This window comes from Rhodococcus sp. SB1D (assembly GCF_048573875.1).
GTDB classification, from domain to species: domain Bacteria; phylum Actinomycetota; class Actinomycetes; order Mycobacteriales; family Mycobacteriaceae; genus Rhodococcus_F; species Rhodococcus_F qingshengii.
The window spans coordinates 163,022-187,687 of the sequence record NZ_JBMAIQ010000013.1; the positions used below are offsets into that span (position 1 = coordinate 163,022).

The following is a 24,666-nucleotide window of genomic DNA, read 5'->3' on the forward strand; positions in this document are numbered from 1 at the left end:
CGCTACTCGTCCGCTTCGGCCAGAGCCTTTTCGACGCGGGCCCTCGCGCCGGCCAAGTGCTCTTCACAGCGCTTGGCCAACGCTTCGCCTCGCTCCCACAGTGAGAGTGACGCGTCGAGGTCCAGACCCCCCTGTTCGAGAATCTTCACGACGCTCACCAGTTCGTCCCGGGCTGCTTCGTAGCCGAGTTCGTTGATGTCGGTGTCGGTGGCGTTGCTCATTTTTCTCTTCCCATCACTGCGGCGCGAACGGCGCCGTCTGCAAGTCGAACTCGAATCTGGGTACCGGGTGGCGCGTCCTCGACCGAGCGCAGAACCTCCGGATCGCCATCGGCGACAACACGTTGCACGACTGCGTACCCGCGGGCCAGCGTCGCGGCGGGGCCCAGCGTGGTGAGTCGGGCGCGCAGATGCTCGATCGTTCGGGACTCGGTGTCGATCAACCGAGTCACATCGCGTCGCCCGTCGGCTTGGAGCCTTTCGACCTCCTCGGCGCGACGGTCCACCGCGAGCAGCGGCGATGCCATGACCGGTCGAGTGCGCAACTGTTCGATCAGATGAGACTCACGCTTGACCCAGCTGCGCAGTGCCGCAGCGCTGCGGTCACGCAGATCCGCAACCAGGGCAGCTTCCGCAACCGCGTCGGGTACGACGCGCTTGGCCGCGTCCGTGGGTGTGGCTGCGCGCAGGTCGGCGACGTGGTCACTGAGCGGGCTGTCCGGCTCGTGTCCGATGGCACTGACGATCGGCGTCGTGCAGGCCACGATGGCGCGGCACAGCGCTTCGTCGGAGAACGGCAGGAGATCCTCGACGCTACCGCCGCCGCGAGCGAGGATGATGACGTCGACTACCGGGTTGGCGTCGAGTTCCTTCAGCGCTTCGATGATCTGGGGAACAGCAGTCGGGCCCTGAACCGCGGTGTTACGCACCGCGATGGCAACTGCTGGCCAACGACGATGGGCGACTGAGACGACATCCTTCTCGGCCGCACTGGCTCGGCCCGTGATCAGGCCGATCGTGCCGGGCAGAAACGGAAGCGGCCGTTTGAGCCGCGGATCGAACAAGCCCTCGGCGGCGAGCAAGGCGCGCAGTCTCTCGATGCGGGCAAGCAGCTCACCGATACCCACGGCGCGAATCTCGGTAACACGCAACGACACCGTTCCGCGTCCGGTGTAGAACGAGAGCTTGCCGAACATCACGACACGCGAGCCCTCGGTCAACGGCACCGGGGAGTTGTGCAACAACTGCGGTGAGCACGTGATCGACAGCGACATGTCTGCCGACGGATCACGCAGGACGAGAAAGGCCGTTCGGGTGCCGGGGCGTGCATTGATCTGGGTGATCTGACCTTCGACCCAGATACTGCCGAGCCGATCGATCCAGCCGGCGACCTTGGCGGAAACCGTGCGGACCGGCCACGGCTGCTCAGCGCTACTGGCGCCGGACGATCGCTGCGATGAAGCGGGGGGCGTTGCGGAAGTCACTTTGCCTTGGCTGTGGTGATGCGGTTAGTGAGCATGGTCTGGAACGGTGCGCGAGCGAGCGTCGCATTCTCGTAGTCCAGGACTGCGGTCAGCTCGTCGATGCTGAGCGTCCGGATGCGCGCACGGAGCTGTGCGAGTGTGAGGTTGGGGTAGTCGAGTTCGGTGACGATCTCGGGCTCTTCGGCAGGTCCGTCCGGCGTAGCTGCCGTGGATTCGGACTCGGCGACGGGTGCGGGTTCCTCGATGGGGGCAGTCGGCTCGAGCGAGTAGAGCGCGAAGCGACCGGCGTTGGTCGGGGTGTCAGCGGTGGTCGATCCGGTGGAAGGCGTCGGGTCAGCAGGCGCATCGACGTCTTCGTCGAAGACCGCCCACTCGGGCTGTTCGTCCTCGGAAGACCAGTTGATCAGTGCAAATGCCTGATCGCCCTTGATGGCCAGCGAGGTGATCGACTGCTGCACGCGCATGCTTGTCTGCAGCATCTGGCTCACGGCGGTCATCGGCAGGGCGACGGCGGTGGTGGGCAACTTCTTTGCCTCTTCCATCGCGGTGACGGCGAGTCCCGCGGCAACGCGCGCCACGAACGGTGGTCGGATCATTCCCACAGCTTGCCGCAAAGCTCCGACAATCGGTAGCCGACTTGCCTGTGACGGCTGTACTCGTTTACTTCGGAACCTTCGATCGGAGCCCGAAACCGAGGTGTTCACGTTTGCCGGAGTGTCTCACGTTCGAGGTGCCAGTAGGCTGGTCACATGTCTTCGGCTGTTCCTCTCAATCTCGGTATCGCGCACTCGGCTGATTCGCCGTCCACCCGCAAGGGCAGCGCCAAGCGCGTGCTCCTCGCCGAGCCTCGCGGCTACTGCGCCGGCGTCGACCGCGCGGTCGAGACCGTCGAGAAGGCCCTCGAGAAGCACGGCGCACCCATCTACGTGCGTAAGGAGATCGTCCACAATCGCCACGTCGTCGAGACGCTCGAAGATCAGGGCGTGATCTTCGTCGACGAAACCGACGAGGTTCCCGAGGGATCGTTGCTCGTGTTCTCGGCGCACGGTGTGTCGCCGGCCGTCCACGACTCGGCTGCCGAGCGGAACCTGCGCACGATCGACGCGACGTGCCCCCTGGTCACGAAGGTGCACCAGGAAGCGAAGCGATTCGCCCGCGACGATTACGACATTCTGCTCATCGGCCACGAAGGCCACGAGGAGGTCGAGGGCACCGCAGGTGAGGCTCCCGATCACGTCACCATCGTCGACGGCCCGGATTCGGTCGACGCGGTCACGGTTCGTGACGAGTCGAAGGTCATCTGGCTTTCCCAGACCACGCTGAGCGTCGACGAGACGATGCAGACCGTCGCGCGCCTGCGTGAGCGCTTCCCCAATCTGCAGGACCCGCCGTCCGACGACATCTGCTACGCCACGCAGAACCGTCAGGTCGCGGTCAAGGCGATGGCTCCCGAGTGCGATCTCGTGATCGTGGTGGGTTCGCGGAACTCGTCCAACTCGGTTCGCCTGGTCGAGGTCGCGCTCGGGGCGGGCGCTGCCGCGTCGTACCTGGTCGACTACGCCCGTGAGGTCGATCTCGCGTGGCTCGAGGGTGTCCAGACAGTCGGCATCACGTCAGGCGCATCGGTACCCGAGGTGCTCGTGCGCGGCGTGATCGAACTTCTTGCCGAGCACGGATACAACGACGTTCAACCCGTCACCACTGCCAACGAGACTCTGGTGTTCGCCCTTCCCCGTGAATTGCGAGCAGCGCGCACGTCCTGAAACAAGAAAATGCGGGGCACCTTCCATCTGGAAGGTGCCCCGCATTTTTGTGCTACCGGGCGCGTCTGTTCAGGGCTCTTCGCGATCGCGGTACCGAACTCGCGGCGGCGGATACGCGGGAAGATCGACTCCGGGTGGGCGGCGGCGAGGGGGCAGCGGCGGCGATACGTCGTCACCCGAAGCGAAGAAGGGCTCCATCCGCTCCTCACGTCTGGGCGACGGAGTGGGCTCGGGCGCCCGGCGGCGACCGTACGACGGGTAGTCGTCGTCTGCCACGGGCCGACTGTCGGGCTGGGGGCGACGCGTAGGCGGTTGGTGCGTGCGATCGACCCTGGGTGGCTGAGGGCTTCTCCGAGGCGGCAGCGGACGCTCGTCCTGGATCGGCTCGCGCCTGGGGGTGCTTCGGTAGGCGGGCTGCTCGTCCACCTCGGGGGCGCGGCGACGCGGGGGCCCGGGGACGGGCGCGTCCGAGACTCTGCGTCGACGCCCGGTCTCGGGTGCGGGTTGTTCTCGCGTGGCAGCTGCAGAGGAGTCACGAGTGGTGGCCGTCGAGCGGCGGGAGCGGGTCGAGCGCGCGGGCCCGGTGGGGCGCTGATTGAGCAGGAAGTACCGGAAGCCACCGATGATCAGCACGACCACGGTTGCGGCCAACATGATCGGAAAGCGGTTGACCAACGGGTACGCGATGTTGATCGCGATATCGCGCAGCGCGGTGCTGTTGTCCTTGCCGATGAGCGTGTGCCCGATCGGCACCGCAGCGAAGAGCAGCAACGGCGGTTGGGCCATCGCGGTGAAGAGGGCCTTGTTCGAAGCGGCAACCACAGCGAAGAGACAGCCCAGGAAGTAGAACGTCGAGAACACCGCGGTGAGCTCTCCGCCGCCTCCGGTGGCATCGATCAGTACGCCGACGGCGGTCACACCGGCAGCAAGCAGGATCACTCCCCACCAGGGCAGGCCGGGGACGGTCACGATGAGCGATCGCTTGTCCAGCGGTACCCCGGAGCGAGCACGTTGGGTTGCAGACACATAACGACATTAGCGGTTCTTGCGTTGTCGGCCGTGTTTGTGCGGGTCGTGGCTGGCGCATTTATCGACGCGATGGCGCGATGGTTTCGGGTTCTTCGCCAAACGAACCGGACGGATTGTGTGCAGGGTCACCGGACGCTCGTGGGTTGGGGCACACCGACGAAGCCGTCAGCGTGGGAGATCGGCGGTGTCGGTGGGCTGCTCTACCGTCGGATTCATGAAGATTCTGCACACCTCCGATTGGCATATAGGTCGCACCTTTCACGGCGTCGATCTGTTGGCCGATCAGGCGAGTGTGCTCGGTTCCATCGCAGATTCCGTCCGCGAACACGGAGTCGACGTCGTGGTCGTGCCGGGCGACATCTACGACCGCTCGATTCCCAGTTCCGACGCGGTCGCCGTGTGCAATCGAGGCTTCGAGGCAATCCGGGCGGCGGGGGCGGTCATCGTCGCGACGTCCGGCAATCACGATTCCGCGGTGCGGCTCGGAGCCGGGGCATCCTTTTCCGCTGCCGGCGGCTTGCACTTGATCACCCGAGTCGGCCAGATCGGTACTCCGGTGATGCTGAGCGATCAGTTCGGGCCCGTCGCCTTTTACGGGATTCCGTATCTCGAGCCGGAGATCACGCGCGTCGAGTTGGACGTGCCCCGGGCTCGTACTCATTCCGACATCCTCGGAGCGGCCATGTCGCGTGTTCGGCGAGATCTCGCCGAACGAACGGCTGCCGACCCCGCGACTCGATCGGTATTGCTCGCCCATGCCTTCGTCGTGGGCGGTGAGGCCTCTGAATCGGAACGCTCCATCTCGGTCGGCGGAGTGGAGACCGTCGCAGTGGGCGAGTTCGACGGCGTCGACTATGTCGCCCTCGGACACCTGCATTCTCCGCAGATGCTCTCGGAGAGTGTGCGGTACTCAGGTTCACCGTTGCCGTATTCGTTCGGTGAACGCAGCCACCGCAAGGCTGCGCTTTTGATCGAACTCGACGCAGCCGGTCTGTCGTCGGTGCAGCGCCTCGATCTTCCGGTGATTCGAGGGCTGAGCCAGGTGACGGGAACTCTCGAGGAACTTCTCACCGAGTCGAAGTACGCCGATTCCGAGCAGTGCTACGTCTCCGCTTTGCTCACCGACCCGGTTCGTCCCGTCGATGCCATGAGGCAGCTCCAGGCACGTTTCCCCTTTGCCGTTCACCTCGAATGGCAAAGGCCGGAAGGACAATCGGATCTCAAGTATCGCGACGCGGTACGGGGTCGAACCGACATGGAGATCGCCCGTGGCTTTGTCTCGGCCGTGCGTAGTGACCCGTCCGAGCGGGAGGTCACGTTGATGGCCGAAGCGCTCAGCGCTGCCGCGCGCGCCGAGGAGTCCACGGTAGAACTGAGTGAAACCGCGTGAGGCTGCACAAACTCGAAGTCAGCTCTTTCGGGCCCTTCGCCGACACGGTCGAAGTCGACTTCGACCGTTTGGGTGCAGACGGGCTGTTCCTTCTGCACGGTGACACCGGGGCAGGCAAGACCACGATCCTCGACGCGGTTGCGTTTGCCCTGTACGGGCGGGTGCCGGGTGCGCGCAACGAGGGCAAACGGCTACTGTCCGATCACGCGCCCGCCGGTTCGGTGCCGCGCGTGGAACTCGAAGCGACCATCAGTGGTCGCAGAATCAAACTTGTTCGCAGTCCAGAGTATTCGCGCCCGAAGAAGCGTGGCACCGGTTCGATCACAGAGAACGCAAAGGCCACACTGACGTGGTTGGACGGCCGCGGCGAAAACCTTTCGCGCATCCCTGACATCGGTGACGAGATCAACCGCCTCATGGGCATGAGCGCTGATCAGTTCTTCCAGGTGGTGCTCTTGCCGCAGGGTGAGTTCGCCAAATTCCTGCGTGCCGAGAGCGACGAGCGAGGCAAACTGCTCGAGCGTCTGTTCGACACCAAGCGTTTTGTCTCCGTCGAGGCATGGTTCGACGCCAAGCGAAAGGCAAGTGCGACCGCGCTCGCGGCCAGGGAGCAATCCGTGCGGCTGCTGCTCGCGAAGGTCGAGACAGCTGCGGGACTCGAGGTAGGCGCCGAGGCACACCCACTGGAATGGTCGCGCAAACTCCTCGCCGAGGCTCAGGACACCCGCGATACAAGTCTTGCGGAGCTGGTGACCGCGAAAGATGCAGCAGCCGAGGCTAATCGGGTTCTATCGGCGGCGCAGCGAACCGCAGATCTGGTCGCTCGCCGTAATCGTGCGACCGCTGAACTCGCAGCATTCAATACGGGCGCCGCCCAAAGAGCTGTGATCGGCGCTGAACTCGAGACCGCCAAGCGCGCACTGCCGGTGGCCGCTGTCGCCGGCGATGTGGACGCTGCCGGCTTGCACCTCGCTGCCGCACTCGAATCGATGACCGCAGCGATGTCGACCTACTCCGCAACGGGCGGTCCGGAGATTTTTGTGCCGGAGGTGTGGCCACCCACCGACGACGAGCGTCAACGCGTCGTAGCTCGGATCCGGACCTGGCGTGACGAGATCGTTCGCCTGGACGCAATGGCGGAGGATGCTCGCAGAGCCGATGCGGCAGAAGCCGAGATCGAGAAACTCGGAGTTCGGCGAGACGCTCTGTCCGAGCGCATCGATGCCATCGCGGTTGAACGCACTCAACTGCCAGAAATGGTGCGCTCGGCCGGCCAACGACTGGAGGATGCGCAACGCGCGCACGCGGCTCTGCCCGGCCTCGAAGCTGCACTGGCCAAAGCATCGGATGCTGCGGCAGCGGCTCATGAATTCGTCTCTCTGCGTGCGCAAGCCGAGAAGATTCGTGTGCAGGTGTTGGATGCGCGCGACGCCCATCAGAGTGCTCGCGGGCGCTGGCTCGACCTCGTGCAGAAGCGTATCGAGGGCATGGCTGCGGAGTTGGCGAGTTCACTCGCGCCCGGTGACCCATGCCAGGTGTGTGGTTCGCGTGAACACCCTGCGCCGGCGCAGTCTGATGTCGTCACGGTCACCGAGCCCGATCTGGAAGCCGCGTCCGCAGCCGAGCGTGCGGCCGAGAAAGCCCTGAGCAAGGTAGTCGACCACCAGGTAGCCGTCGACCGTGACATCGACCGGGTGATCGCCCGCGGCGGGGACGGCGACGTCGCAGAACTCGACAGGCTCCGCGCCGCGGATCGGAACGCCGTTGACGAGGCGACCCACTCTGCCGGTCAGGTTGGAGGGTTGGCCGACAAGCTCGGGCATCTCAACGAGCGTGACGGCGAGCTGCAACAGGAATCCGCTTCTCTGACGGCCGAATTGGCGGCACTGACCGAGCGTACGACGACTCTGTCGGCCACGGTCGAGCAGATTCGAGCGGCGATCGTCGCTGCGGTGGGAGAAGATTCGACCATCGCTGCTCGGCGCTCGTGGTTCGAAAGGATTGCCTCCGCTGCCTCGGCGGCGTCTGAGATGCGTGACGACGCCGTTCGTGCGCAGGCGCGATCGGCGGAACTGTCGACCAAACTGGCCGCTGCGGCGGCCGCTGCTGGATTCGATTCGGTCGAGGCTGCGATCGAAGGGGTGAGATCGCCGGCCCGAATCGCGGCGATCGAAACGGAACTCGCCAAAGCACGCGACCTCGAGGTGGCCGCTCGGACGGTCCTCGACGACCCCGAGGTCGTTGCGGTGAGCGAAGTCGAGACAGTCGACGTCGACGGTCCTCGCGAGCGTGCTCTTCGGTGCGCCGAGGTGGTGAACTCGGCTGTTGCAGCTGCTTCCCTGGCCGAGAACCGTGTGTCGGATCTCGAACGGTTCAGCGGACAACTCGAGAAGGCATACGAAGCGGTTGCACCTGAGCGTGAACTGCACGACGAACTCGCGGCGCTTGCCGACGTGATCGCCGGCAAAGGTCAGAACAGTCGCAAGATGTCGCTGCGAGCGTATGTGCTCGCGTCGCGGTTGGAAGAGATCGCCGTGTCGGCATCGGTTCGGCTGCAGCGGATGTCCGGGGGCAGATACGAGTTCGTGCACAGTGACGAGGCAGGTTCTCGGGGTCGCCGCGGCGGTCTGGGACTCGACATCCGGGACGACTTCACGGGTGTGGTTCGCTCGGCGAAGACGCTCTCGGGCGGTGAATCATTCTTGGCGTCATTGTCTTTGGCCCTCGGACTTGCCGATGTGGTTGCGGCGGAGTCCGGCGGAATCGTTCTCGACACGATGTTCATCGACGAAGGATTCGGCACTCTCGACGCCGACACCCTCGACTCGGTGATGGCTGTGTTGGACGAGCTTCGCGACGGTGGACGAGTGGTGGGCATCGTCAGTCACGTGGACGAGATGAGGCAGCGAATCCCGAGTCGCCTGCACGTCATTCGCGGACGTGCAGGCTCCTCGGTGAAGGTGATCGCGGGCTGATCAGGCCTTTTTGTTCTCTACCTCTGACTCGGCGTCGTCGTCTTGATCCTCGAGGATGTCCGACGCATCGCCGGCGGGCATCGGCTCGTTGTCGCTTGCGCGTTCGTCGATCTGCTCGCCGATGTACCGGATGACAACTGCTGCCACAGCGGCGACGGGCACTGCGAGGAACGCGCCGACGATGCCGTACAGCGAGCTACCGGCGGCCACGGCAAGCAGCACGATGACGGCGTGGAGTTTCATCGACTTGCTCTGCAGCACAGGCTGAAGGACGTTTCCTTCGATCTGCTGAACGGCCAGGATGATGATCAACACGATGATGGCGGTGGTGAGACCGTTGGCCACCAGCGCAACCAACACGGCCAGGGCGCCGGCGACAAAGGCACCGACGATCGGGATGAAGCCACCGATGAACGTGAGAATTGCCAGCACCGGTGCCAGCGGGACCCCGAGTATCAGCAGTCCGGCGCCGATGAAGACCGCGTCGATCAGACTCACCAGTGCTTGTGTCCTGATGAATCCGCCGAGCGTGTCCCACATGCGGGTGAGGACCTCTTCGAGATGCCGACCGGCACGGCCGCCGCCGACAGCGTGGAGCCAGGGGATGAACCTCGGTCCGTCCTTGATGAAGAAGAAAGCGAGAATCAGGACCAAACCGAGCGTGACCAACAACGAGCTCGCTGTGCTCACGCCGCTGAAAACGCCTGAAGCGATGGCGGTTCCACTTTCCTGCACCTTGGTGATGACGGCATGGACGGCGTTGTCGATCTGGTCGTCCTTCAGGTTCAGCGGCGGACCCTGGAGCCAGTCCTGAACCTGGTTGATGCCCTCGGTGGTCTTGTTCGCGAGCTCGGGGGCCTGGCTGACCACTGACGGAACGATGCCGGCGATCACACCGGCCAGGATTCCGATCGAGAGCACCAGGGTGATGCCGGCTGCCGCGGCCGGTGGCATACCGCGCTTGATCATGCCGCGGGTCGGCGGCCACATGACTGTCGCAACAACGATAGCCAGAGCCACCGGCAGGATGATGACCCAGAGCTTTTCGATCAGCCAGCCGAAAATCCAGGCGCCCAGCGAAATCGACGCCAACACCAACGACCATTTTGCGAGCCACATACCCCCTTGCCCGATGATCTCGCCGCGGTCGCGCTTGCGCACCCCTGCGGACGTCCCCTTGTCTTGCTCGCTCACTGATCGTCCTTTCCGTCGGCGCAGGGATCTCCTCGCCGATGTGCGAATCCGGTGATCTAGCTGAGCTGATCGTAACGACTGCATGCGATAACTCGTGTGTTGCGCTGCAATACTGTGTTTTGAAGCATGCTGATCGGACTAACATTTCCGTCATGAGAATCGCAGCAGCAGTCGGGGCAGCAGCAATCGTCGTTCTCGGGCTCACCGCGTGTAGCACCGAGGATCAGGACAACGCGCAGAACAAGATCAGCGAGGCAGTCACGAGCGGGCAACAGGCGCTCGAGACGGCGAAACAGTCAGCGGGCAACGCCATCGATCAGGGCAAGACGGCGCTGTTCGTCGCCACGTTCCGTGGGGCTTACGCACCGTTGGCGGAGAACCGCGACGACGCAGACATCGAGGAGATCTTGACGACCACGTGTACCGAGGTCGCCAACGGCACGGACGAGGCGGAGGTCAAGACCAAGATCACCGACCTGGCCGAGAACAACGGCAACAAGCCCACCGACGAGCAGGCCGGCCACATTTACGAACTCGCGAAGGCCACCTGCCCCTGACCGGATTCAGCAGCAGCGGGCGCCTGGGTTGGCGTCGGCTGCTGCGTGACGGCGGCGCCAGAACTCTCGTTCGCTGATCACCGGTGAGTCGGCGTGGTGGCGTCGGGTGTGCTCGACGTAGCGCTGATAGTCGAGATCACCCATCACCGAGCGAACCCACCACAGCGTTCCGCGGAACGCTGTGGTGAGTTTTGCCGTCATGGTCGCCGTCGTCATGGTCAGTGCCCACCTCCGTGTGCGGCGCCGGGCGCCCGGACTTTCCCGGCTTTGATCAGCTCGTCCCATTCTTTCTGGATTTCCTTCTCCGCGGGCGTCGGAATGAAGCTGGCGGGTCCGAAGATTTTCGACGGTTCTTCCGGGGACTCGGTGGTCGGCAGCCCGCCCGCTCGGATTGCCTTGGCACATACGATGATCCCGGCGATGACCACGACGATCACCAGTGACGCGAAGATGATCGACAACGTGCCCTGGATGAAGGTGTTGCGAATGACGGCATCGATAGCCTCCGGAGTCTTCGCGGAACCGTGCGCCGTCTCGCCGGCAGCCTTCGCGTCCTTGAACACGTTGTGCTGAGCCCAGTACCCGATCGCGGGGTTGTCGGAGAAGATCTTCTGGTACGACGCGGTCATGGTTACGACCAGGTCCCACACCAGCGGCACGCCGGGAATCCAGGCCCATTTGAACAGGCCCTTCTTCATGACGATCGTCATGACCACCGTCAGTGCGATCGCGGCGAGTAGCTGGTTGGCGATGCCGAAGAGCGGGAAGAGTGTGTTGATTCCGCCCAGCGGATCGGTGACACCCATGAGCAGAATCGCGCCCCAGGCAGCGACGACGATCAGCGAGCACAGCCACGCGCCGATGCGCCACGACGGGTCCTTGAACTTCTTCGCCGGACCGCCGAAGTTGCCGAGCGAGTCGGAGAGCATGAATCGAGCGACGCGGGTGCCGGCATCGATCGTGGTGAGGATGAAGAGCGCCTCGAACATGATCGCGAAGTGGTACCAGAACGATTTCAGCGAGTCGCCGCCGAAGACGTCGCTGAGCACTTCGGACATTCCGAACGCGAGCGTCGGGGCGCCGCCGGTTCGCGAGATGATCGATTCTTCGCCGACGGCCTCGGCTGCCTGAGTCAGCACGTCCGGTGTGATGGGGGCAGTGCCGAGGGGCAGATTGTTGACGTATTCGGCTGCGGTTTCCGGTGTTCCACCGGTCAGTGCCGCGGGAGCGTTGAGTGCGAAGTACAGGTGCTGATCGAGGATGCAGGCGGTGACCAGAGCCATGATCGCGACAAACGATTCGGTCAGCATGCCGCCGTACCCGATCATCTTGGTCTGGCTTTCCTTCTCGAGCAGCTTTGGCGTCGTACCGGACGCGATCAGTGCGTGGAAGCCCGAGAGTGCGCCACAGGCAATGGTGATGAACAGGAACGGGAACAGTGAACCGGCAAAGGCCGGGCCTTCGCCGTTGGAGGCGAATGGCGTCACTGCCGGCATGTTCAGAGCGGGTCGTGCGACCAGAATTCCGATGGCCAGCAGCGCGATGGTGCCGACCTTCATGAACGTCGACAGGTAGTCGCGCGGTGCCAGGAGCAGCCAGACTGGCAGCACCGATGCGGCGAATCCGTACGCGATCATCAGCCACGCGATGGTGACCTTCGAGAGTGTGAACCAGTCTGCGCCCCAACCGGTATCGGCAACCCATCCGCCGGAGACGATGGCAAGGAGAAGCAGGACGACGCCGATCAGGGAGACCTCGGAAACCTTGCCCGGCCGCAGATACCGCAGGTACACGCCCATGAACAGCGCGATGGGGATGGTCATCGCGATCGAGAACACTCCCCACGGGGACTCGGCGAGCGCATTGACGACCACAAGTCCGAGCACCGCGATGAGGATGATCATGATGACGAACACGCCGATCAGTGCGGCGACGCCGCCGACGAGGCCGAGTTCTTCGCGGGCCATCTGACCGAGGCTGCGCCCGCGGCGCTTCGACGAGATCCACAGCACCATGAAGTCCTGCACCGCCCCGGCGAACACGACGCCGACGATGATCCAGATCGTTCCCGGAAGATATCCCATCTGCGCGGCCAACACGGGTCCGACCAGGGGACCGGCACCGGCGATTGCCGCGAAGTGGTGACCGAACAGCACCCGACGGTCGGTCGGCATGTAGTCGGCGCCGTTCTCCATGATTTCGGCGGGAGTTGCGACGTCGTCGCGAGGCTTGACGATTTTGCGTTCGATCAACCGCGCATAGAAGCGGTAGGCGATCAGATAGGTACAGATTGCGGCCAACACGAACCAGACGGCACTGATGTGTTCACCGCGGACGATCGCAATCATGTACCAGGCGCCCGCGCCGACCAGTCCGAGAACAAGGAAGACGACGCGCGCAGTCGTGGAGATGGGTGTTTTGTCGATGACGCCGACAGGTGGCAGGTCAGGATCGGTTTTCAGGTACTCGACATTTGGTTCCGGCGCAGTCGTCAAGCTCATCGTCGAACTCCGTCCACTAGTGCACGTGTGGCCGCCGTCACAGCGGGCCATCTGTCACTGTAGGACCAGAAGGGTGAATCCGCGCGATCTGAAACGCGGGAGTCGACCGACGTCAGAATCGGTGAGCGTCGGCGTCGATCCAATCGGTGAGCCAGCCCTGCGGCGGGGAGTCGAGCAGTTCGCCCGGCATCAGCCAGTCGAACAGGTCGGCATAGGTGCGAGTGGTGAGACCGTCGACGCGGCGGTTGAGCATTCCCGGTTGCAGTTGGTCGAAGGAATCGATGCCCATCGACGCGATCATCTGTTGTGCGCTGGCGACGGTTGCCTTCTGGAATCGGTAGACGCGCTCGCTCTTGTCGGGGATGTCGAGTGCGCGGGTGCGTGCCGGATCCTGAGTGGCAACGCCGACCGGGCAGCGGTTGGTGTGGCACATCTGGGCCTGAATACAGCCCACTGCGAACATCATTGCGCGGGCCGCCATCGTGAAGTCTGCGCCCTGGATGATGCGTTTGACGATGTCGGAACCGCTCGCCACCTTTCCGGAAGCGCCGACTTTCACGAGAGGGCGCAAACCAGTTCCCACCAGAGCGTTGTGCACCAGCATCAGGCCCTCGGTCAACGGCATGCCCATGTGGTCCTCGAACTCCACCGGACCTGCGCCGGTGCCGCCTTCGGAACCGTCCACGATGATGAAGTCGGGCGTGATACCGCGTTCGATCATCGCCTTGCAGATTCCGAGGAATTCACGACGCGAGCCGACACACAGTTTCATCCCGACCGGCTTGCCTCCCGACAGTTTTCGCAGGGTCGCGATGAAATCGACCAGTTCGACCGGGGTGCTGAACGCGGTGTGCGCGGGTGGCGAAATCACGGTCTGGCCGACGGGTACCCCGCGGGTTTCGGCGATTTCGGGGGAGACCTTGACTCCGGGAAGCACGCCACCCAACCCGGGTTTCGCACCTTGCGAGAGCTTGATCGAAATGGCCTTCACCTGATCGAGTCCGGCACGCTCGGCAAAACGGTCAGGATCGAATCGGCCGTCCTCGGTTCGGCATCCGAAGTATCCCGAGGCGATTTCCCAGATCAGATCGCCGCCGTGTTTGCGGTGATACGGACTGATCGCGCCTTCGCCGGTGTCGTGGGCGAAGCCGCCTTTGGCGGCGCCGGCGTTGAGGGCTTCGATTGCGTTGGCGGACAACGACCCGAAGCTCATCGCGGAGACGTTCAGGAGAGCGATGTCGTACGGCTTCGTGCAATCGCGTCCGCCGAGGCGAACTCGGGGAACGGTGTCGGGGGCGGTCCGTGCGCGAATCGAATGCGTCATGAACTCGTAGCCGATCGCATTGACGTCGCGCTCGGTCCCGAAGGGCTCTTCCGCCAGTGTTCCCTTTGCCCGCTCGTAAACCAGATCTCGCGTTTCGCGATCGAATGGCATTCCATCGGTGGATGATTCGACGAAGTACTGCTGGATCTCCGGTCGAATCTTCTCGAGGAGGAATCGCGCGTGCCCCAGGACCGGATAGTTACGGAGGATGCTGTGGGACTTCTGAGTGAGGTCGTAGGTGCCCATGGCCGCCAGCGCGAGTGTGACGACAGCGATCACCCACCATCCGGGCGAGGCGACAATTGCGAGCGCGGCGGTGCCGAGACCCACTATCCATATCAAGAGCACGATCAGCATCCGAGTCACCTCGAGAGCGTAGGCGCTCACTGTGACACGGCAGCGGTAAGTCTCCACTAGGTTCTGCGATAGAGAACCGAATCCGACTCTTTGGGGGAATGATGACCGAACCGCAATATCCGACCGACCCGCAGGATCCGAAGGAGCAACAGTATCCGAAGGAGCAGCAGTATCCGGCAGGCCAGCAGTATTCAGCCGGTCAGCAATATTCAGCAGGCCAGGAATATCCGACGGGCCAGCAGTACCCGACCGACCCGCAGTACTCAGCCGGACAGCAGTATCCGACCGGTCAGCAGTACAGCGCAGCCCAGCAGTACAGCGCTGCTCCCACGTACGCGGCGCCTCAGTACGGTCCGCCGAAGTCCAACGCGGGATGGGCCGTCGCGTCGATCATCTTCTTCTGGCCTATCGCGTTCGCCGCGTTCAACCATCTCCACGACATCTACCCGAAGTGGGCGATGGGCGATCACCAGGGCGCGCAGTACGCATCCGAGCGGGTGAAGAAACTCGGGCAGATCTCGCTCCTCATAGCCGTGATCTGCTGGGTGCTGTTCATCGCGTTCTACGTCATCTTCCTGGTTGCGATCGTGTCGTCCGTCGATTCGTATACCTACAACTGATCACCTGCCGCGACGTGACGGTGGGGCGAGTACCCGTCACGTCGCCGCGAGGCCGTAGAATCCACAGACCGTGAGCCTTACCCTCGGAATCGTCGGACTGCCCAACGTCGGCAAGTCCACCCTTTTCAATGCACTGACCAACAACGACGTGTTGGCAGCGAACTACCCGTTCGCGACCATCGAACCCAACGTCGGTCTGGTCGAGCTGCCCGATCCGCGGCTGCAGAAGCTCGCCGAGATCTTCGGCTCCGAGCGCATCCTCCCCGCGACCGTGTCGTTCGTCGACATTGCCGGCATCGTCAAGGGAGCGTCCGAGGGCGCAGGTCTGGGCAACAAGTTCCTGGCCAACATTCGTGAAGCGGACGCCATCTGCCAGGTAGTTCGCGTCTTCGCCGACGACGACGTCATCCACGTCGACGGCAAGGTCGACCCGGCCTCGGACATCGAGGTCATCGAGACCGAGCTCGTGATCGCCGACATGCAGACCTTGGAGAAGGCTCTCCCGCGTCTGGACAAGGAAGCTCGCAAGAACAAGGAGCTCAAGCCGGCCCACGACGAGGCGCTCAAGGCTCAGGCCTTCCTCAACGAGGGCACGACGCTCTTCAGCGTCAAGGACAAGCTCGATTTCTCGTTGCTGCGTGAGCTGAGCCTGCTCACCACCAAGCCCTTCCTGTACGTCTTCAACGCCGACGAGTCGGTGCTCACCGACGAAGCGAAGGTCGCGGAACTGCGCGCTTCCGTCGCCCCGGCCGACGCCGTGTTCCTCGACGCGAAGGTCGAGCAGGAACTGCTCGAGCTGGACGAGGAAGACCGCCAGGAAATGCTCGACTCGATCGGTCAGACAGAGCCGGGCCTGCATGCCCTCGCGCGCACCGGCTTCCACACTCTCGGGCTGCAGACCTACCTGACGGCTGGTCCGAAGGAAGCTCGCGCCTGGACGATCCACAAGGGTGACACCGCGCCCCAGGCTGCCGGCGTCATTCACACCGACTTCGAGCGCGGCTTCATCAAGGCTGAAATCGTGTCCTTCGACGACCTCGTCGAGGCCGGTTCCATGGCCGCGGCCAAGGCTGCCGGCAAGGTCCGCATGGAGGGCAAGGAATACGTCATGGCCGACGGCGATGTGGTGGAGTTCCGCTTCAACGTCTAAATCCGCGGCTTCTGGTCGTCACCCCACGGGCATCTCGCTGAGCGTCCGACGTGTCACAAACCGCCGCGCTCTCCCAGTCAACGGGTCGGTGAATTCGAGTTCCCTCGCGAGCAATTGGAGTGGGAGGGAATGATCGTCCGGCGCGTCGGGAAGCAGGTCGGGGTATCGCCGGTCGCCCAGGATCCCGGCGCCGAGAGCTGCCAGATGCACCCGCAACTGGTGCATCCGTCCGGAGCGCGGACGTAGAACCGTGTGCAGCACAGCACGTCCGGAGGCGCTCACGCCCGTCCCTCGTGCCTCGATCATGGTCTCGGAGTTGGGTTCACGGCTGTCGTCGACGACGACTCGCAACTCGCCGCGTCGAGCTTCGATGTGGTTGCGGTAAACGAGAGGGACGTCGAGCGCTGGTGAATCCTGGCCCCGCCGGGTGGGTCGCGCCGACACCGCCTCGTAGACCTTCGTGACCTGACGCTTCTCGAACAGTGACTGATACGCGCCGCGCGTCGCGGGGCGGGCCGAGAACATCACCACGCCTGCGGTGCCGCGGTCGAGTCTATGGATCGGAGTCAGATCTGGGTTGTCGAGGCGGACGCGCAGTCGGACTAGTGCCGACTCGCGCAGGTAGCGCCCGCTGGGGGTGGTCGGGAGAAAATGTGGCTTGTCGATGACGACGAGATCGTCGTCGATGTGCAGGATCTCTTCGTGGAACGGCACCGGGTCCTCCGCCGGCAACTCGCGGTAGTACCAGACGAACCGGTGCGCACTGAGTTCTGTGCTCCGGCAGAGCGACTGGCCGTCGATACCCACGAACTCGCCGTCGTCGAACCGCCGATACAGGTTCTCGGCGTCCAGATGGTCGAACTTGGCCACGACGTACTCGGCGATCGTCGCCCACGGCCCAGAGAGCGGGATGCGTAGGCGCGTCGGGCCAACCCCGTTCTTGACGGGCAGCGGTGGGGACATGGACACGCAGGTCATCATCCCATCGACTACTGGTCAGCGGTGATTCGGTGTGGCCTCGACGGGGACGTCCCCGCGGGGACGCGGAAACCGAACTCACAGCGGTGGTCGGTGTAGATCGTCTACTCGAAAATCAGTAGCGCGCACGAGATGCGGGCCCGTATGGTTCGGCAGAGAAAGATCGCAGTCGAAAAGCACTGCGGGCCATACCTTCTGTAGCTCAATTGGTGAGAGCACCCGACTGTGACTCGGGCGACGGCGGATCGTAACCGCCCAGAGGGACCAGCTCAGATACGGTTGAGGTCGGGCCTCTAGGCGCAGAGGCCGGCGGCCCTTTGCCTGCACAGTTGTCGAACGAGCCTGAGCCGGTATTCCCTGAATCGCCGGACAGCATTCCAGTCGCCGGCCATTTCCGCGTCGGCAAGTAGGTATTCGCAGTTGTCCAGTTGATCCTTCAAAGACATCATCAGAATTCACCTCCGATCACCCGAGCAAGTACCTGTCCAGGATGCGGCCGACGGGACCCCGGGGACATCGGCCGTAGTACCTGTTCAGGTACCTGCTTCGGTGCGCGGTGGAGGCTACTTCTTGACCGCAGGTGCAGGTAGTGGCATGCCTCGCTCGGCCAGAACGGCTCGGAGACGATCGGGGTAGTCGGTGATGATCCCGTCGACACCGAGGTCGATCAGGGCGTGCATGGTGGCGGGATCATCGACGGTCCACGGGATGACCTTCATGCCACGCGCATGTGCGCTCGCGATCATGTCGGCTGTCGGATAGAGGGTGAAACCGGGATCCCCGACCTTTCCGCCCTGCGGAGTTCCTTGGACGGGGGAGTAGGCGGAGGCACCAAAGGTTGCTACCGCCGCGATGCCGTCGCCACCGAAATCATCGATGTCCAGACCGCCGAGCCACGGTGACGCTCCGTCCTTGCCTACCTGGAGAAAGTCGCCGTTTGTGAGCGCAACGACGGGGACACTCGGCGCGAGTTGACGGGTGAGCATGAGCGAGCCCCAGTCGAAGCTCTGAATGGTGACGCTGTCCAACAATCCGGCTGCCCGGATCGTATCGAGGACTACAGAGACGAACTGCTCACGCGGGGCGGTCTCGTGAGGCGCTCCCGCTTCCACCTTGGTCTCGATGTTGAGCTTGATTCCGGGTGCGTTGTACGACTTCACCAGGGCAAGCACTTCTTCGAGCGTCTGCATTTTCGCTCCCGGAACATTCTGCTGTTCAGGGTATCCGGCAAGGGGGAGAGTGCCGCAGTCCATGGTCTTGATCTGCTGCAGGCTCAGCGTGTTGACGAATTTGCCGACGTACGGGAACTCCGGGTCACCCGCAGTTGCGGGCTCGGTGTCGAGGCATTTCTTGTTCGAGATCTTACGATCGTGCGTGACGACAGCGATCCCGTCCTCGGTGATCTGGGTATCGAGTTCCAGTGTGCTGACGCCCATTTCGAGGGCATTCGCGAACGCGGCCAGGCTGCTTTCCGTGTACAGGCCGAGCCCGCCGCGGTGGGCTTGGACGTCGAACGTCGAAACCGGCTGGGGTGCTGAACTACCGAACGAACCGGACCAGTCGAGACTGCCGGTTGGCGATGCGCCGGCCGGGGCCGCCAGGGCGGTGAGGGGGAGTGCGACGGTCACGGCGGCACACGACAATATTCTGCTCAGTTGCATGAAAGGAACGTAGAGGCGTCGAATGGCTCCCCGGGGTTCGTTAGGTAAACTAACGGTAAAGGTCAGGCCGCGTGAATGCGCTGCCCGACGCCGCTCGCGTGGACCTTCATCCACGACGCCAGAAGCTCACACCCGGTCAGTCCGCTCTCGTCGAGAGGTTCGATCGCGTAGCTGATGTGTCTACCGCCGCGAGGGTTCTTGAGCTGAAATCGGTTCAGGTTCAACTTCGTCGGCAGGTAACCAAGTACTTCGAGGAACGCGGTGCGAATACGTCGTAGATCGGTACGCCACTGTTTCGGACTGAAACGAGTCTTCTGCGCATTTTGGAAAGCATTGCTACGAAGTAGTTCCCAAACCTTTCCTGCCCACACGCGTGCCTGCGAGAAGGACATCCAGCGCGTCAAGTCTGCGATGTCGCGAATGTAGCTGTCGTCGCTGGCATTACAGATCATGTCCTGCGGGTGCCCGATCCACTTGACCGGAATCCACGGCTGGATCTCGGGTCCGTCGCCGGCAACTCCGTGTCCCTCACAACCTTCGATCACGCCTGCCGGTTGTTGAGGATCGGAGATCAGTCCGACTCCGATGACGTTGGCGCGGTTCAGCGTCGGAAGAGCCGAGCGGATCACGGTGCATCCCTGTGAGTATCCGATCAGCATGACCGGGCCGTCTGTCTGTGCGATTTCGGCGGTGAGGGCCTTCACACCCATCGCGGTGCTGTGCCGAAAGCTCAGGCCACCGTCGGCGACCGGACCGTACGATGCGGGATAAGCGACCCAGCGAGAATCGAATCGACTGTCGAGTTCGTCGGTGACGGCACTGAGGAGTCCGCGCACACGGGCGCCGTGGTCGCCGACGTGGGATTCGCCGGTGCCGCCAACTGCAAGAACGGTTACCTCAGCCATGTCAGCGATCATCCACGTCGATTCTGAGAGGTCTGCATCCAAACCCTGAGAAGAGACTGGCAATCCGTTGTACTGCGAAATCGTTATCGAGCGAGCACCATTTACCCATGACGACGCCGAATCGTTCATCCAGACGAAAAGTGTCCGTTGTCGGTGCGGGAAGCGTCGGCACCGCAATTGCGTATGCGTGCCTGATACGCGGATCGGCCGACGCGCTCGCCCTCTACGACACCAACAGCGCAAAGGTCCGGGCCGAAGTTCTCGATCTCAACCACGGCACCCAGTTCACACCGCCGTGCACTGTCGACGGAGGCGATGACATCTCGGTCACCGCGGGATCCGACTTGGTCGTCGTCACCGCGGGCGCCAAACAGCATCCCGGTCAGTCGCGGCTCGAACTTGCCGCGGTGAACGTCAAGATCGCGCAGACACTGACCGAACAACTGTTGGCGGTGTCACCGGACGCGGTCCTTCTCTTCGTCACCAACCCGGTCGACGTGGCGACCTACGCAGCGATCCAGGCCGCGGGACCGTCGTACCGCGGCCGAATTTTCGGATCTGGGACCGTGCTGGACACGGCCCGATTGCGATTCCTGCTGGCTACCGAACTCGGAGTCGCGGTGGAGAACGTTCATGCCTTCATCGTGGGCGAGCACGGGGATTCCGAGATTCCGCTCTGGTCGAGCGCAACCATCGGCGGAGTGCCGGCAACCTCGTTCGTGGGACCGTCGGGTGGCGTCCTCGGCCCCGACCTACGCGCGAAAGTAGCGAAGTCTGTAGTCGAGAGTGCTTACGAGATCATCGAGGGTAAGGGCGCGACCAACCTCGCCATCGGATTGTCGAGCGCATTCATCGCGGAAGTCGTGTTGCGGGACGAACAACGGGTTCTGCCGGTATCGACTTTGCAGAGCGGCGTCCACGGACTCGAGCACGTTTGCCTGTCCCTTCCCACGATGGTTGGTCGCGCTGGTGCCGGCCGAGTCCTCGAAGTACCGCTATCGGAAAAGGAGGCTTCGGGGCTCCGATCTTCTGCCCGGACATTGCGAGAGGTGCAGGAATCTCTGGGATTGTGAATATCTGTTCTCCTCGATATCCGACATATAGGATCAACAAATGATCAGCTTCCTGATTCGCGCCGCGATCTTCCTGGGTTCTGCCGCTGTCGGGCTTCTTGTTGCGTCGTTGATTCTTTCGGGCTTCTCGGCGCCCACATCCGGATTCATCGTTGCGGTCGTGATCTTTGCGATTGCGCAGTCGGTCCTGGCGCCGTTCATCGCCACGGTGGCAAAGCGCCATGCACCGGCATTTCTCGGCGGAATCGGATTGGTGTCGACATTTGTCGCGCTGTTGGTGGCGTCGCTCTTCTCCAATCTGTCGATCTCCGGTGTCTCGACGTGGATTCTGGGAACCGTCGTCGTGTGGCTGGTAACCGCCGTTGCGACGCTGGTTCTTCCGTTGTTGTTCGTGCGTAAGAAAGTTCAGGAGAAGAAGGCACAGTGACGCGCCCGAACATCGGTATGGACTACGCAGTCCTGGACTGCCCGGATCCGGCTGCATTGGCCAACTTCTACGTCCAGGTCCTCGAGTGGAAAAGTGTTCGCGACGAGGATGATTGGCACGTGATCGAAGGACCCGGCGGGGAGCGGCTCGCGTTTCAGCTCGCTCCGGATTTTGTTCCGGTGGACTGGCCGACCTCCGGTGTCGGGATCCATCTGGATCTGTTCGTGGATTCTCTCGACCCCGCCGAGGCTTGGGTGACGAACCTTGGAGCGCAGCGGGTGACCGACATTCCGGAGCATCAGACTTTCCGCGTGTACCGCGACCCGGTCGGTCACTATTTCTGCCTGTGCCTGCGGGACTGAGTGTCGACTCGCTCCGATCTCGTCGACCGTGGATAATTCCGAACACTTGTCACGCCCGAGAATTGGAGATCGACGATGGCTTCGCAGAATTCCAACGAATTCCTGGTAGAACGTACGAAGATCGTCAAGGCAGAAGCACCGGTCGTCTTCGCGTTGATCAACGATTTCCATCAGTGGACTCAGTGGTCGCCGTGGGAAGGTCTCGACCCGGCGATGCAGCGGACGTACGCGGGGCCTGACGCGGGCGTCGGGGCTTCGTACGCCTGGGCGGGAAACAAGAAGGCGGGCTCCGGTTCGATGGTGATCACCGAATCCGTCCCGAATGAACGAGTAGTTTTGGACCTGGCCTTCCTCAAGCCGTTCAAGGCGCAGAACGTCACCACGTTTCTCATCTCTCCGAATGCCGGTGAAGTTCAGGTGACGTGGAAGATGACCGGAAAGAAGAATCTGTTCTTCAAGATCTTCGGTTTCATCTTCAGCATGGACAAGCTTGTCGGAAAGGATTTCGAGAAGGGCCTGTCCCAGCTGAAAGCTGCTGCAGAAAAGAGCTGACGAGCCGGTGGTACCGTCTCCCGGTGTTACGGATGACGCCCACCGACGCCCAAACCTTCTGGATTTCGGAGAAGATCCCCAACGATCAGCTGCTGCTTTACTGCTTCGACGGGCAGAGCCAGTCCATGGACGAGCTACGACGCTCGGTGGTGGAAAGAGCGTCGCTCATCCCGGATCTCAATGTTCGGATACGCGAATCACCGTGGCACCTCGACTATCCGCTCTGGGAGCCTATGCCGGTCGATGCCTCGTTGGTGAGAGTGCATGAGCTGCCCGAAAACTCGTGGCTCTCGTGCATTCACGGCATCGAGAAGCTACTCGAAAACCACGTCGACCCACGCGAGTCCCCGTGGACGCTGCACCTGTTTCACGGCGTCACCGGCGTGCCGCGCTGCAGTGGCCCGGCGCTGATCGCAGTTCTGCAGGTCGCTCATTCTCTGGCGGACGGCAAACGCGCGTCGGCGATTGCTCGCCAGCTGTTCTCGCCGCAACCGCCCGCGAAGCAGAAGACGGACGTGCGGCGTAGCGGATCAGCCGAGATTTTGGGCCGCGCCGCCCTGCGCCTTCCGGGTCAACTTGTTTCGCTGTTCCGCGACGGCCGGGCGGGGCACCGAGCGCAGTTACAGCTGCAGGCGGACACCGAATCGGGAGTTGTTGCGCCGCAGGCGGCGAGCCGTCCCAAGGTGCGCTCGAACATCCCTCCCGGACCGCACCGACTGGTGCGCATGGTCGTGCGGGACAGCGCAGATTTCCGTGGCGACGGCGTATCCGTCACAGTCGGAGCGATGACAGCCATCTCGGTAGCGATGGCGAACTACCTCACCGAGCGAGACGGCTCGGTACCGCCCGAATTGGGAGCTGAGGTGACCATCGCCAAGGCAGGTACACCCACGGCGCGCAATCACTTCCGCAATGCAGGTGTCGGACTGTTCCCGGAAGTCGATGATCTTCGTGAGCGAGCCCAACTGATCAAGGAGTCGATGGACGAGCGTCGCGCACGTGCGTCCCATCCATCCAGCGCAGCGTCGGATCTCGCGCTGAACGCGGTTCCCGGCCCGCTGGTCCGTTGGGGCGTGCAGCAATACGATTTCACGGCAGTACCCGACGAGGTCACTGGAAACACCGTGGTGTCGAGTGTCGCGCGCGGTGACGCGGATCTGGTGCTCGGAGGCGGCGTCGTTCGGTTCACAGCGGGCTTCCCGAGTTTGTCGCCGGTCATGTCGTTGACCCACGGCGTACACGGGATCGGGGACACTGTGACGATCAGCATCACCAGCAGTCCGGCCTCGATCCCGGACATCGATGTGTACGAGCAGATGATGCATGACGCGATCGACGAGGTGCGCGAAGCACTGTCGTGACGGCCTGATGTACTGGCAGCATGGGATTCACGCGTGCCGAACTGGAATCGTTCCGAGACGCCGAGATCGACGATCTGATCGGGCCGAATTGTCGTCTGTTGTTCGTCGGTATCAATCCGGGACTGTGGACGGCGGCGACCGGCGCGCATTTCGCCAGACCGGGTAATCGGTTCTATCCGGCACTGCTGCGGGCAGGCATAATCGAGCATGCGATCGATCCTTCCGCGGGTATGTCGGACGCTGACACACAGCATCTGATCGATCGGGGAGTGGGCATCACCAATTTGGCGGTGCGGGCAACTGCGCGCGCCGATGAATTGACGTCGGAGGAACTCGCAACTGGCGGAGTTCGGGTCCGAAACATCGTGCGCGCAACCAATCCAGTAGTCGTTGCCTTCGCCGGGATCACCGCCTATCGAACAGCTTTCGGTGACAAGAAGGCGAAGGCCGGGCGTCAGGACCGTGATTTCGAGGGGGCAAAACTGTGGATCGTGCCCAATCCCAGTGGTCTCAACGCACACGAGACGGTGGACACCTTGGCAGCGAAATATCGTTCCGCCGCATCCGAAGCCGGAATTCTCTGAGAGAAGTCGCAGTTCCGTTCGGCCAGAACAAGGTACAAGTTAAAGTGCTTGTATGTCTGTTCTATACAACGTCTTTGTAGTGATTCACCTACTCGGCATGGCTGCCCTGGTCGGTAGCTACTTCACCGTCCTCAAGGCTCCTTCGATCACCGAGGTCATGGTGTGGGGTGCCAGGATGCAGTTCGTGTCCGGCCTGATCATCGTCGGGTTGGGCGAAGGCGCCCTGGACAAGAACTACATTCACGCGAAGATCGCTGTGAAGCTGGTGCTTTCGCTGGTCATCGTGGCGCTTGCCGAGATCACCCGGGCGAAGCAGAAGAAGGGCCAGCCCAATCCGAATCTGGTACACGTCGTCGGCGGGTTGTCGATCGTGACCGTATTCGTGGCCGCGCTCTGGACCTGACAAAGACACAAAAGAGC

The 24,666-nt window shown here is 63.0% G+C and carries 24 protein-coding genes and 1 tRNA gene; 14 read left to right on the forward strand and 11 right to left on the reverse strand.

Annotation, left to right across the window (positions count from 1 at the left end):
- Positions 1-2: 2 nt before the first annotated feature.
- The 3 genes from ACN50D_RS25840 to ACN50D_RS25850 are packed head-to-tail and all read right to left on the reverse strand — an operon-like array spanning position 3 to position 2,079.
- A complete protein-coding gene (locus tag ACN50D_RS25840) occupies positions 3-221 on the reverse strand; it encodes an exodeoxyribonuclease VII small subunit (protein ID WP_003945276.1) in 219 nt (72 codons plus the stop codon).
- On the reverse strand, positions 218-1,483 hold the full coding sequence (gene xseA, locus ACN50D_RS25845) for an exodeoxyribonuclease VII large subunit (protein WP_075833940.1): 1,266 nt from the start codon (positions 1,481-1,483) through the stop codon (positions 218-220). Before xseA ends, ACN50D_RS25840 begins: the two co-directional genes overlap by 4 nt.
- Positions 1,480-2,079, reverse strand: a complete 600-nt coding sequence (locus ACN50D_RS25850; protein ID WP_211920639.1) for a lipid droplet-associated protein — start codon at positions 2,077-2,079, stop codon at positions 1,480-1,482. Before ACN50D_RS25850 ends, xseA begins: the two co-directional genes overlap by 4 nt.
- A 153-nt stretch (positions 2,080-2,232) precedes the next feature.
- Between ACN50D_RS25850 and ACN50D_RS25855 the strand changes: the two genes are divergently transcribed.
- Positions 2,233-3,246, forward strand: a complete 1,014-nt coding sequence (locus tag ACN50D_RS25855; protein WP_003945273.1) for a 4-hydroxy-3-methylbut-2-enyl diphosphate reductase — start codon at positions 2,233-2,235, stop codon at positions 3,244-3,246.
- A gap of 69 nt (positions 3,247-3,315) precedes the next feature.
- Here the strand turns inward: ACN50D_RS25855 and ACN50D_RS25860 are convergent, their stop codons facing one another.
- Positions 3,316-4,272 carry a DUF6542 domain-containing protein gene (locus tag ACN50D_RS25860; protein ID WP_211920637.1) on the reverse strand — a complete coding sequence of 319 codons (957 nt, stop codon included), beginning with the start codon at positions 4,270-4,272 and terminating at the stop codon, positions 3,316-3,318.
- A gap of 217 nt (positions 4,273-4,489) precedes the next feature.
- On the opposite strand from ACN50D_RS25860, the gene ACN50D_RS25865 reads away from it, so the two are divergent.
- Both ACN50D_RS25865 and ACN50D_RS25870 read left to right on the forward strand, forming a co-directional pair.
- Positions 4,490-5,665 carry an exonuclease SbcCD subunit D gene (locus ACN50D_RS25865; RefSeq protein ID WP_211920635.1) on the forward strand — a complete coding sequence of 392 codons (1,176 nt, stop codon included), beginning with the start codon at positions 4,490-4,492 and terminating at the stop codon, positions 5,663-5,665.
- Positions 5,662-8,640: an AAA family ATPase gene (locus ACN50D_RS25870; RefSeq protein WP_211920633.1), complete on the forward strand. Its 2,979-nt coding sequence runs from the start codon at positions 5,662-5,664 to the stop codon at positions 8,638-8,640. The genes ACN50D_RS25865 and ACN50D_RS25870 overlap by 4 nt, the downstream gene beginning before the upstream one ends.
- On the opposite strand, the gene ACN50D_RS25875 is transcribed toward ACN50D_RS25870, so the two are convergent.
- Positions 8,641-9,834, reverse strand: coding sequence for an AI-2E family transporter (locus ACN50D_RS25875; protein WP_003945249.1), 1,194 nt, complete (start codon positions 9,832-9,834; stop codon positions 8,641-8,643). It abuts the gene before it with no gap.
- Positions 9,835-9,986: 152 nt separating this feature from the next.
- On the opposite strand from ACN50D_RS25875, the gene ACN50D_RS25880 reads away from it, so the two are divergent.
- Positions 9,987-10,391 (forward strand): hypothetical protein, encoded by a 405-nt coding sequence (locus ACN50D_RS25880; protein WP_003945253.1) that lies wholly within the window; start codon positions 9,987-9,989, stop codon positions 10,389-10,391.
- A gap of 6 nt (positions 10,392-10,397) precedes the next feature.
- Here ACN50D_RS25880 and ACN50D_RS25885 read toward each other — a convergent pair whose 3' ends face one another.
- The 3 genes from ACN50D_RS25885 to ACN50D_RS25895 form a co-directional block, all read right to left on the reverse strand.
- On the reverse strand, positions 10,398-10,607 hold the full coding sequence (locus ACN50D_RS25885) for a YbdD/YjiX family protein (RefSeq protein ID WP_003945213.1): 210 nt from the start codon (positions 10,605-10,607) through the stop codon (positions 10,398-10,400).
- A gap of 2 nt (positions 10,608-10,609) precedes the next feature.
- On the reverse strand, positions 10,610-12,892 hold the full coding sequence (locus ACN50D_RS25890) for a carbon starvation CstA family protein (protein ID WP_007726338.1): 2,283 nt from the start codon (positions 12,890-12,892) through the stop codon (positions 10,610-10,612).
- Positions 12,893-13,004: 112 nt separating this feature from the next.
- Positions 13,005-14,582 (reverse strand): FMN-binding glutamate synthase family protein, encoded by a 1,578-nt coding sequence (locus ACN50D_RS25895; RefSeq protein ID WP_118603687.1) that lies wholly within the window; start codon positions 14,580-14,582, stop codon positions 13,005-13,007.
- Positions 14,583-14,674: 92 nt separating this feature from the next.
- On the opposite strand from ACN50D_RS25895, the gene ACN50D_RS25900 reads away from it, so the two are divergent.
- Together ACN50D_RS25900 and ychF are read left to right on the forward strand one after the other, a co-directional pair.
- Positions 14,675-15,193, forward strand: a complete 519-nt coding sequence (locus ACN50D_RS25900; protein ID WP_371683539.1) for a CD225/dispanin family protein — start codon at positions 14,675-14,677, stop codon at positions 15,191-15,193.
- Positions 15,194-15,263: 70 nt separating this feature from the next.
- Positions 15,264-16,343, forward strand: coding sequence for a redox-regulated ATPase YchF (gene ychF, locus ACN50D_RS25905; protein ID WP_030536245.1), 1,080 nt, complete (start codon positions 15,264-15,266; stop codon positions 16,341-16,343).
- Positions 16,344-16,361: 18 nt separating this feature from the next.
- Here the strand turns inward: ychF and ACN50D_RS25910 are convergent, their stop codons facing one another.
- Complete coding sequence (locus ACN50D_RS25910) at positions 16,362-17,324, reverse strand: pseudouridine synthase (RefSeq protein WP_211920631.1); 963 nt, start codon at positions 17,322-17,324, stop codon at positions 16,362-16,364.
- A gap of 188 nt (positions 17,325-17,512) precedes the next feature.
- Here ACN50D_RS25910 and ACN50D_RS25915 point away from each other — a divergent pair.
- Positions 17,513-17,588 (forward strand) — tRNA-His (locus ACN50D_RS25915).
- 296 nt (positions 17,589-17,884) lie between these two features.
- Here ACN50D_RS25915 and ACN50D_RS25920 read toward each other — a convergent pair.
- Positions 17,885-18,982, reverse strand: coding sequence for a glycerophosphodiester phosphodiesterase family protein (locus ACN50D_RS25920; RefSeq protein WP_172827019.1), 1,098 nt, complete (start codon positions 18,980-18,982; stop codon positions 17,885-17,887).
- A gap of 62 nt (positions 18,983-19,044) precedes the next feature.
- Positions 19,045-19,887 (reverse strand): PE-PPE domain-containing protein, encoded by an 843-nt coding sequence (locus tag ACN50D_RS25925; RefSeq protein WP_039972676.1) that lies wholly within the window; start codon positions 19,885-19,887, stop codon positions 19,045-19,047.
- Between the two features lie 107 nt (positions 19,888-19,994).
- On the opposite strand from ACN50D_RS25925, the gene ACN50D_RS25930 reads away from it, so the two are divergent.
- The 7 genes from ACN50D_RS25930 to ACN50D_RS25960 all read left to right on the forward strand — a co-directional run bounded on the left by ACN50D_RS25930 (position 19,995) and on the right by ACN50D_RS25960 (position 24,649).
- A complete protein-coding gene (locus tag ACN50D_RS25930; RefSeq protein WP_039972672.1) occupies positions 19,995-20,960 on the forward strand; it encodes an L-lactate dehydrogenase in 966 nt (321 codons plus the stop codon).
- A 40-nt stretch (positions 20,961-21,000) separates the two neighbouring features.
- Positions 21,001-21,387 (forward strand): phage holin family protein, encoded by a 387-nt coding sequence (locus ACN50D_RS25935; protein WP_003945275.1) that lies wholly within the window; start codon positions 21,001-21,003, stop codon positions 21,385-21,387.
- On the forward strand, positions 21,384-21,749 hold the full coding sequence (locus ACN50D_RS25940) for a VOC family protein (RefSeq protein WP_007726323.1): 366 nt from the start codon (positions 21,384-21,386) through the stop codon (positions 21,747-21,749). The genes ACN50D_RS25935 and ACN50D_RS25940 overlap by 4 nt, the downstream gene beginning before the upstream one ends.
- Positions 21,750-21,824: 75 nt before the next feature.
- The gene (locus ACN50D_RS25945) at positions 21,825-22,301 is read left to right on the forward strand and encodes an SRPBCC family protein (protein ID WP_211920629.1); all 477 of its coding nucleotides are present in this window, start codon (positions 21,825-21,827) and stop codon (positions 22,299-22,301) included.
- Between the two features lie 32 nt (positions 22,302-22,333).
- Positions 22,334-23,662, forward strand: a complete 1,329-nt coding sequence (locus tag ACN50D_RS25950) for a WS/DGAT domain-containing protein (RefSeq protein WP_204855534.1) — start codon at positions 22,334-22,336, stop codon at positions 23,660-23,662.
- Between the two features lie 20 nt (positions 23,663-23,682).
- Positions 23,683-24,246, forward strand: a complete 564-nt coding sequence (locus ACN50D_RS25955) for a mismatch-specific DNA-glycosylase (RefSeq protein WP_211920627.1) — start codon at positions 23,683-23,685, stop codon at positions 24,244-24,246.
- A 52-nt stretch (positions 24,247-24,298) separates the two neighbouring features.
- Entirely contained in the window at positions 24,299-24,649 is a 351-nt protein-coding gene (locus ACN50D_RS25960) for a hypothetical protein (protein ID WP_003945214.1), read from the forward strand.
- Positions 24,650-24,666: the final 17 nt, after the last annotated feature.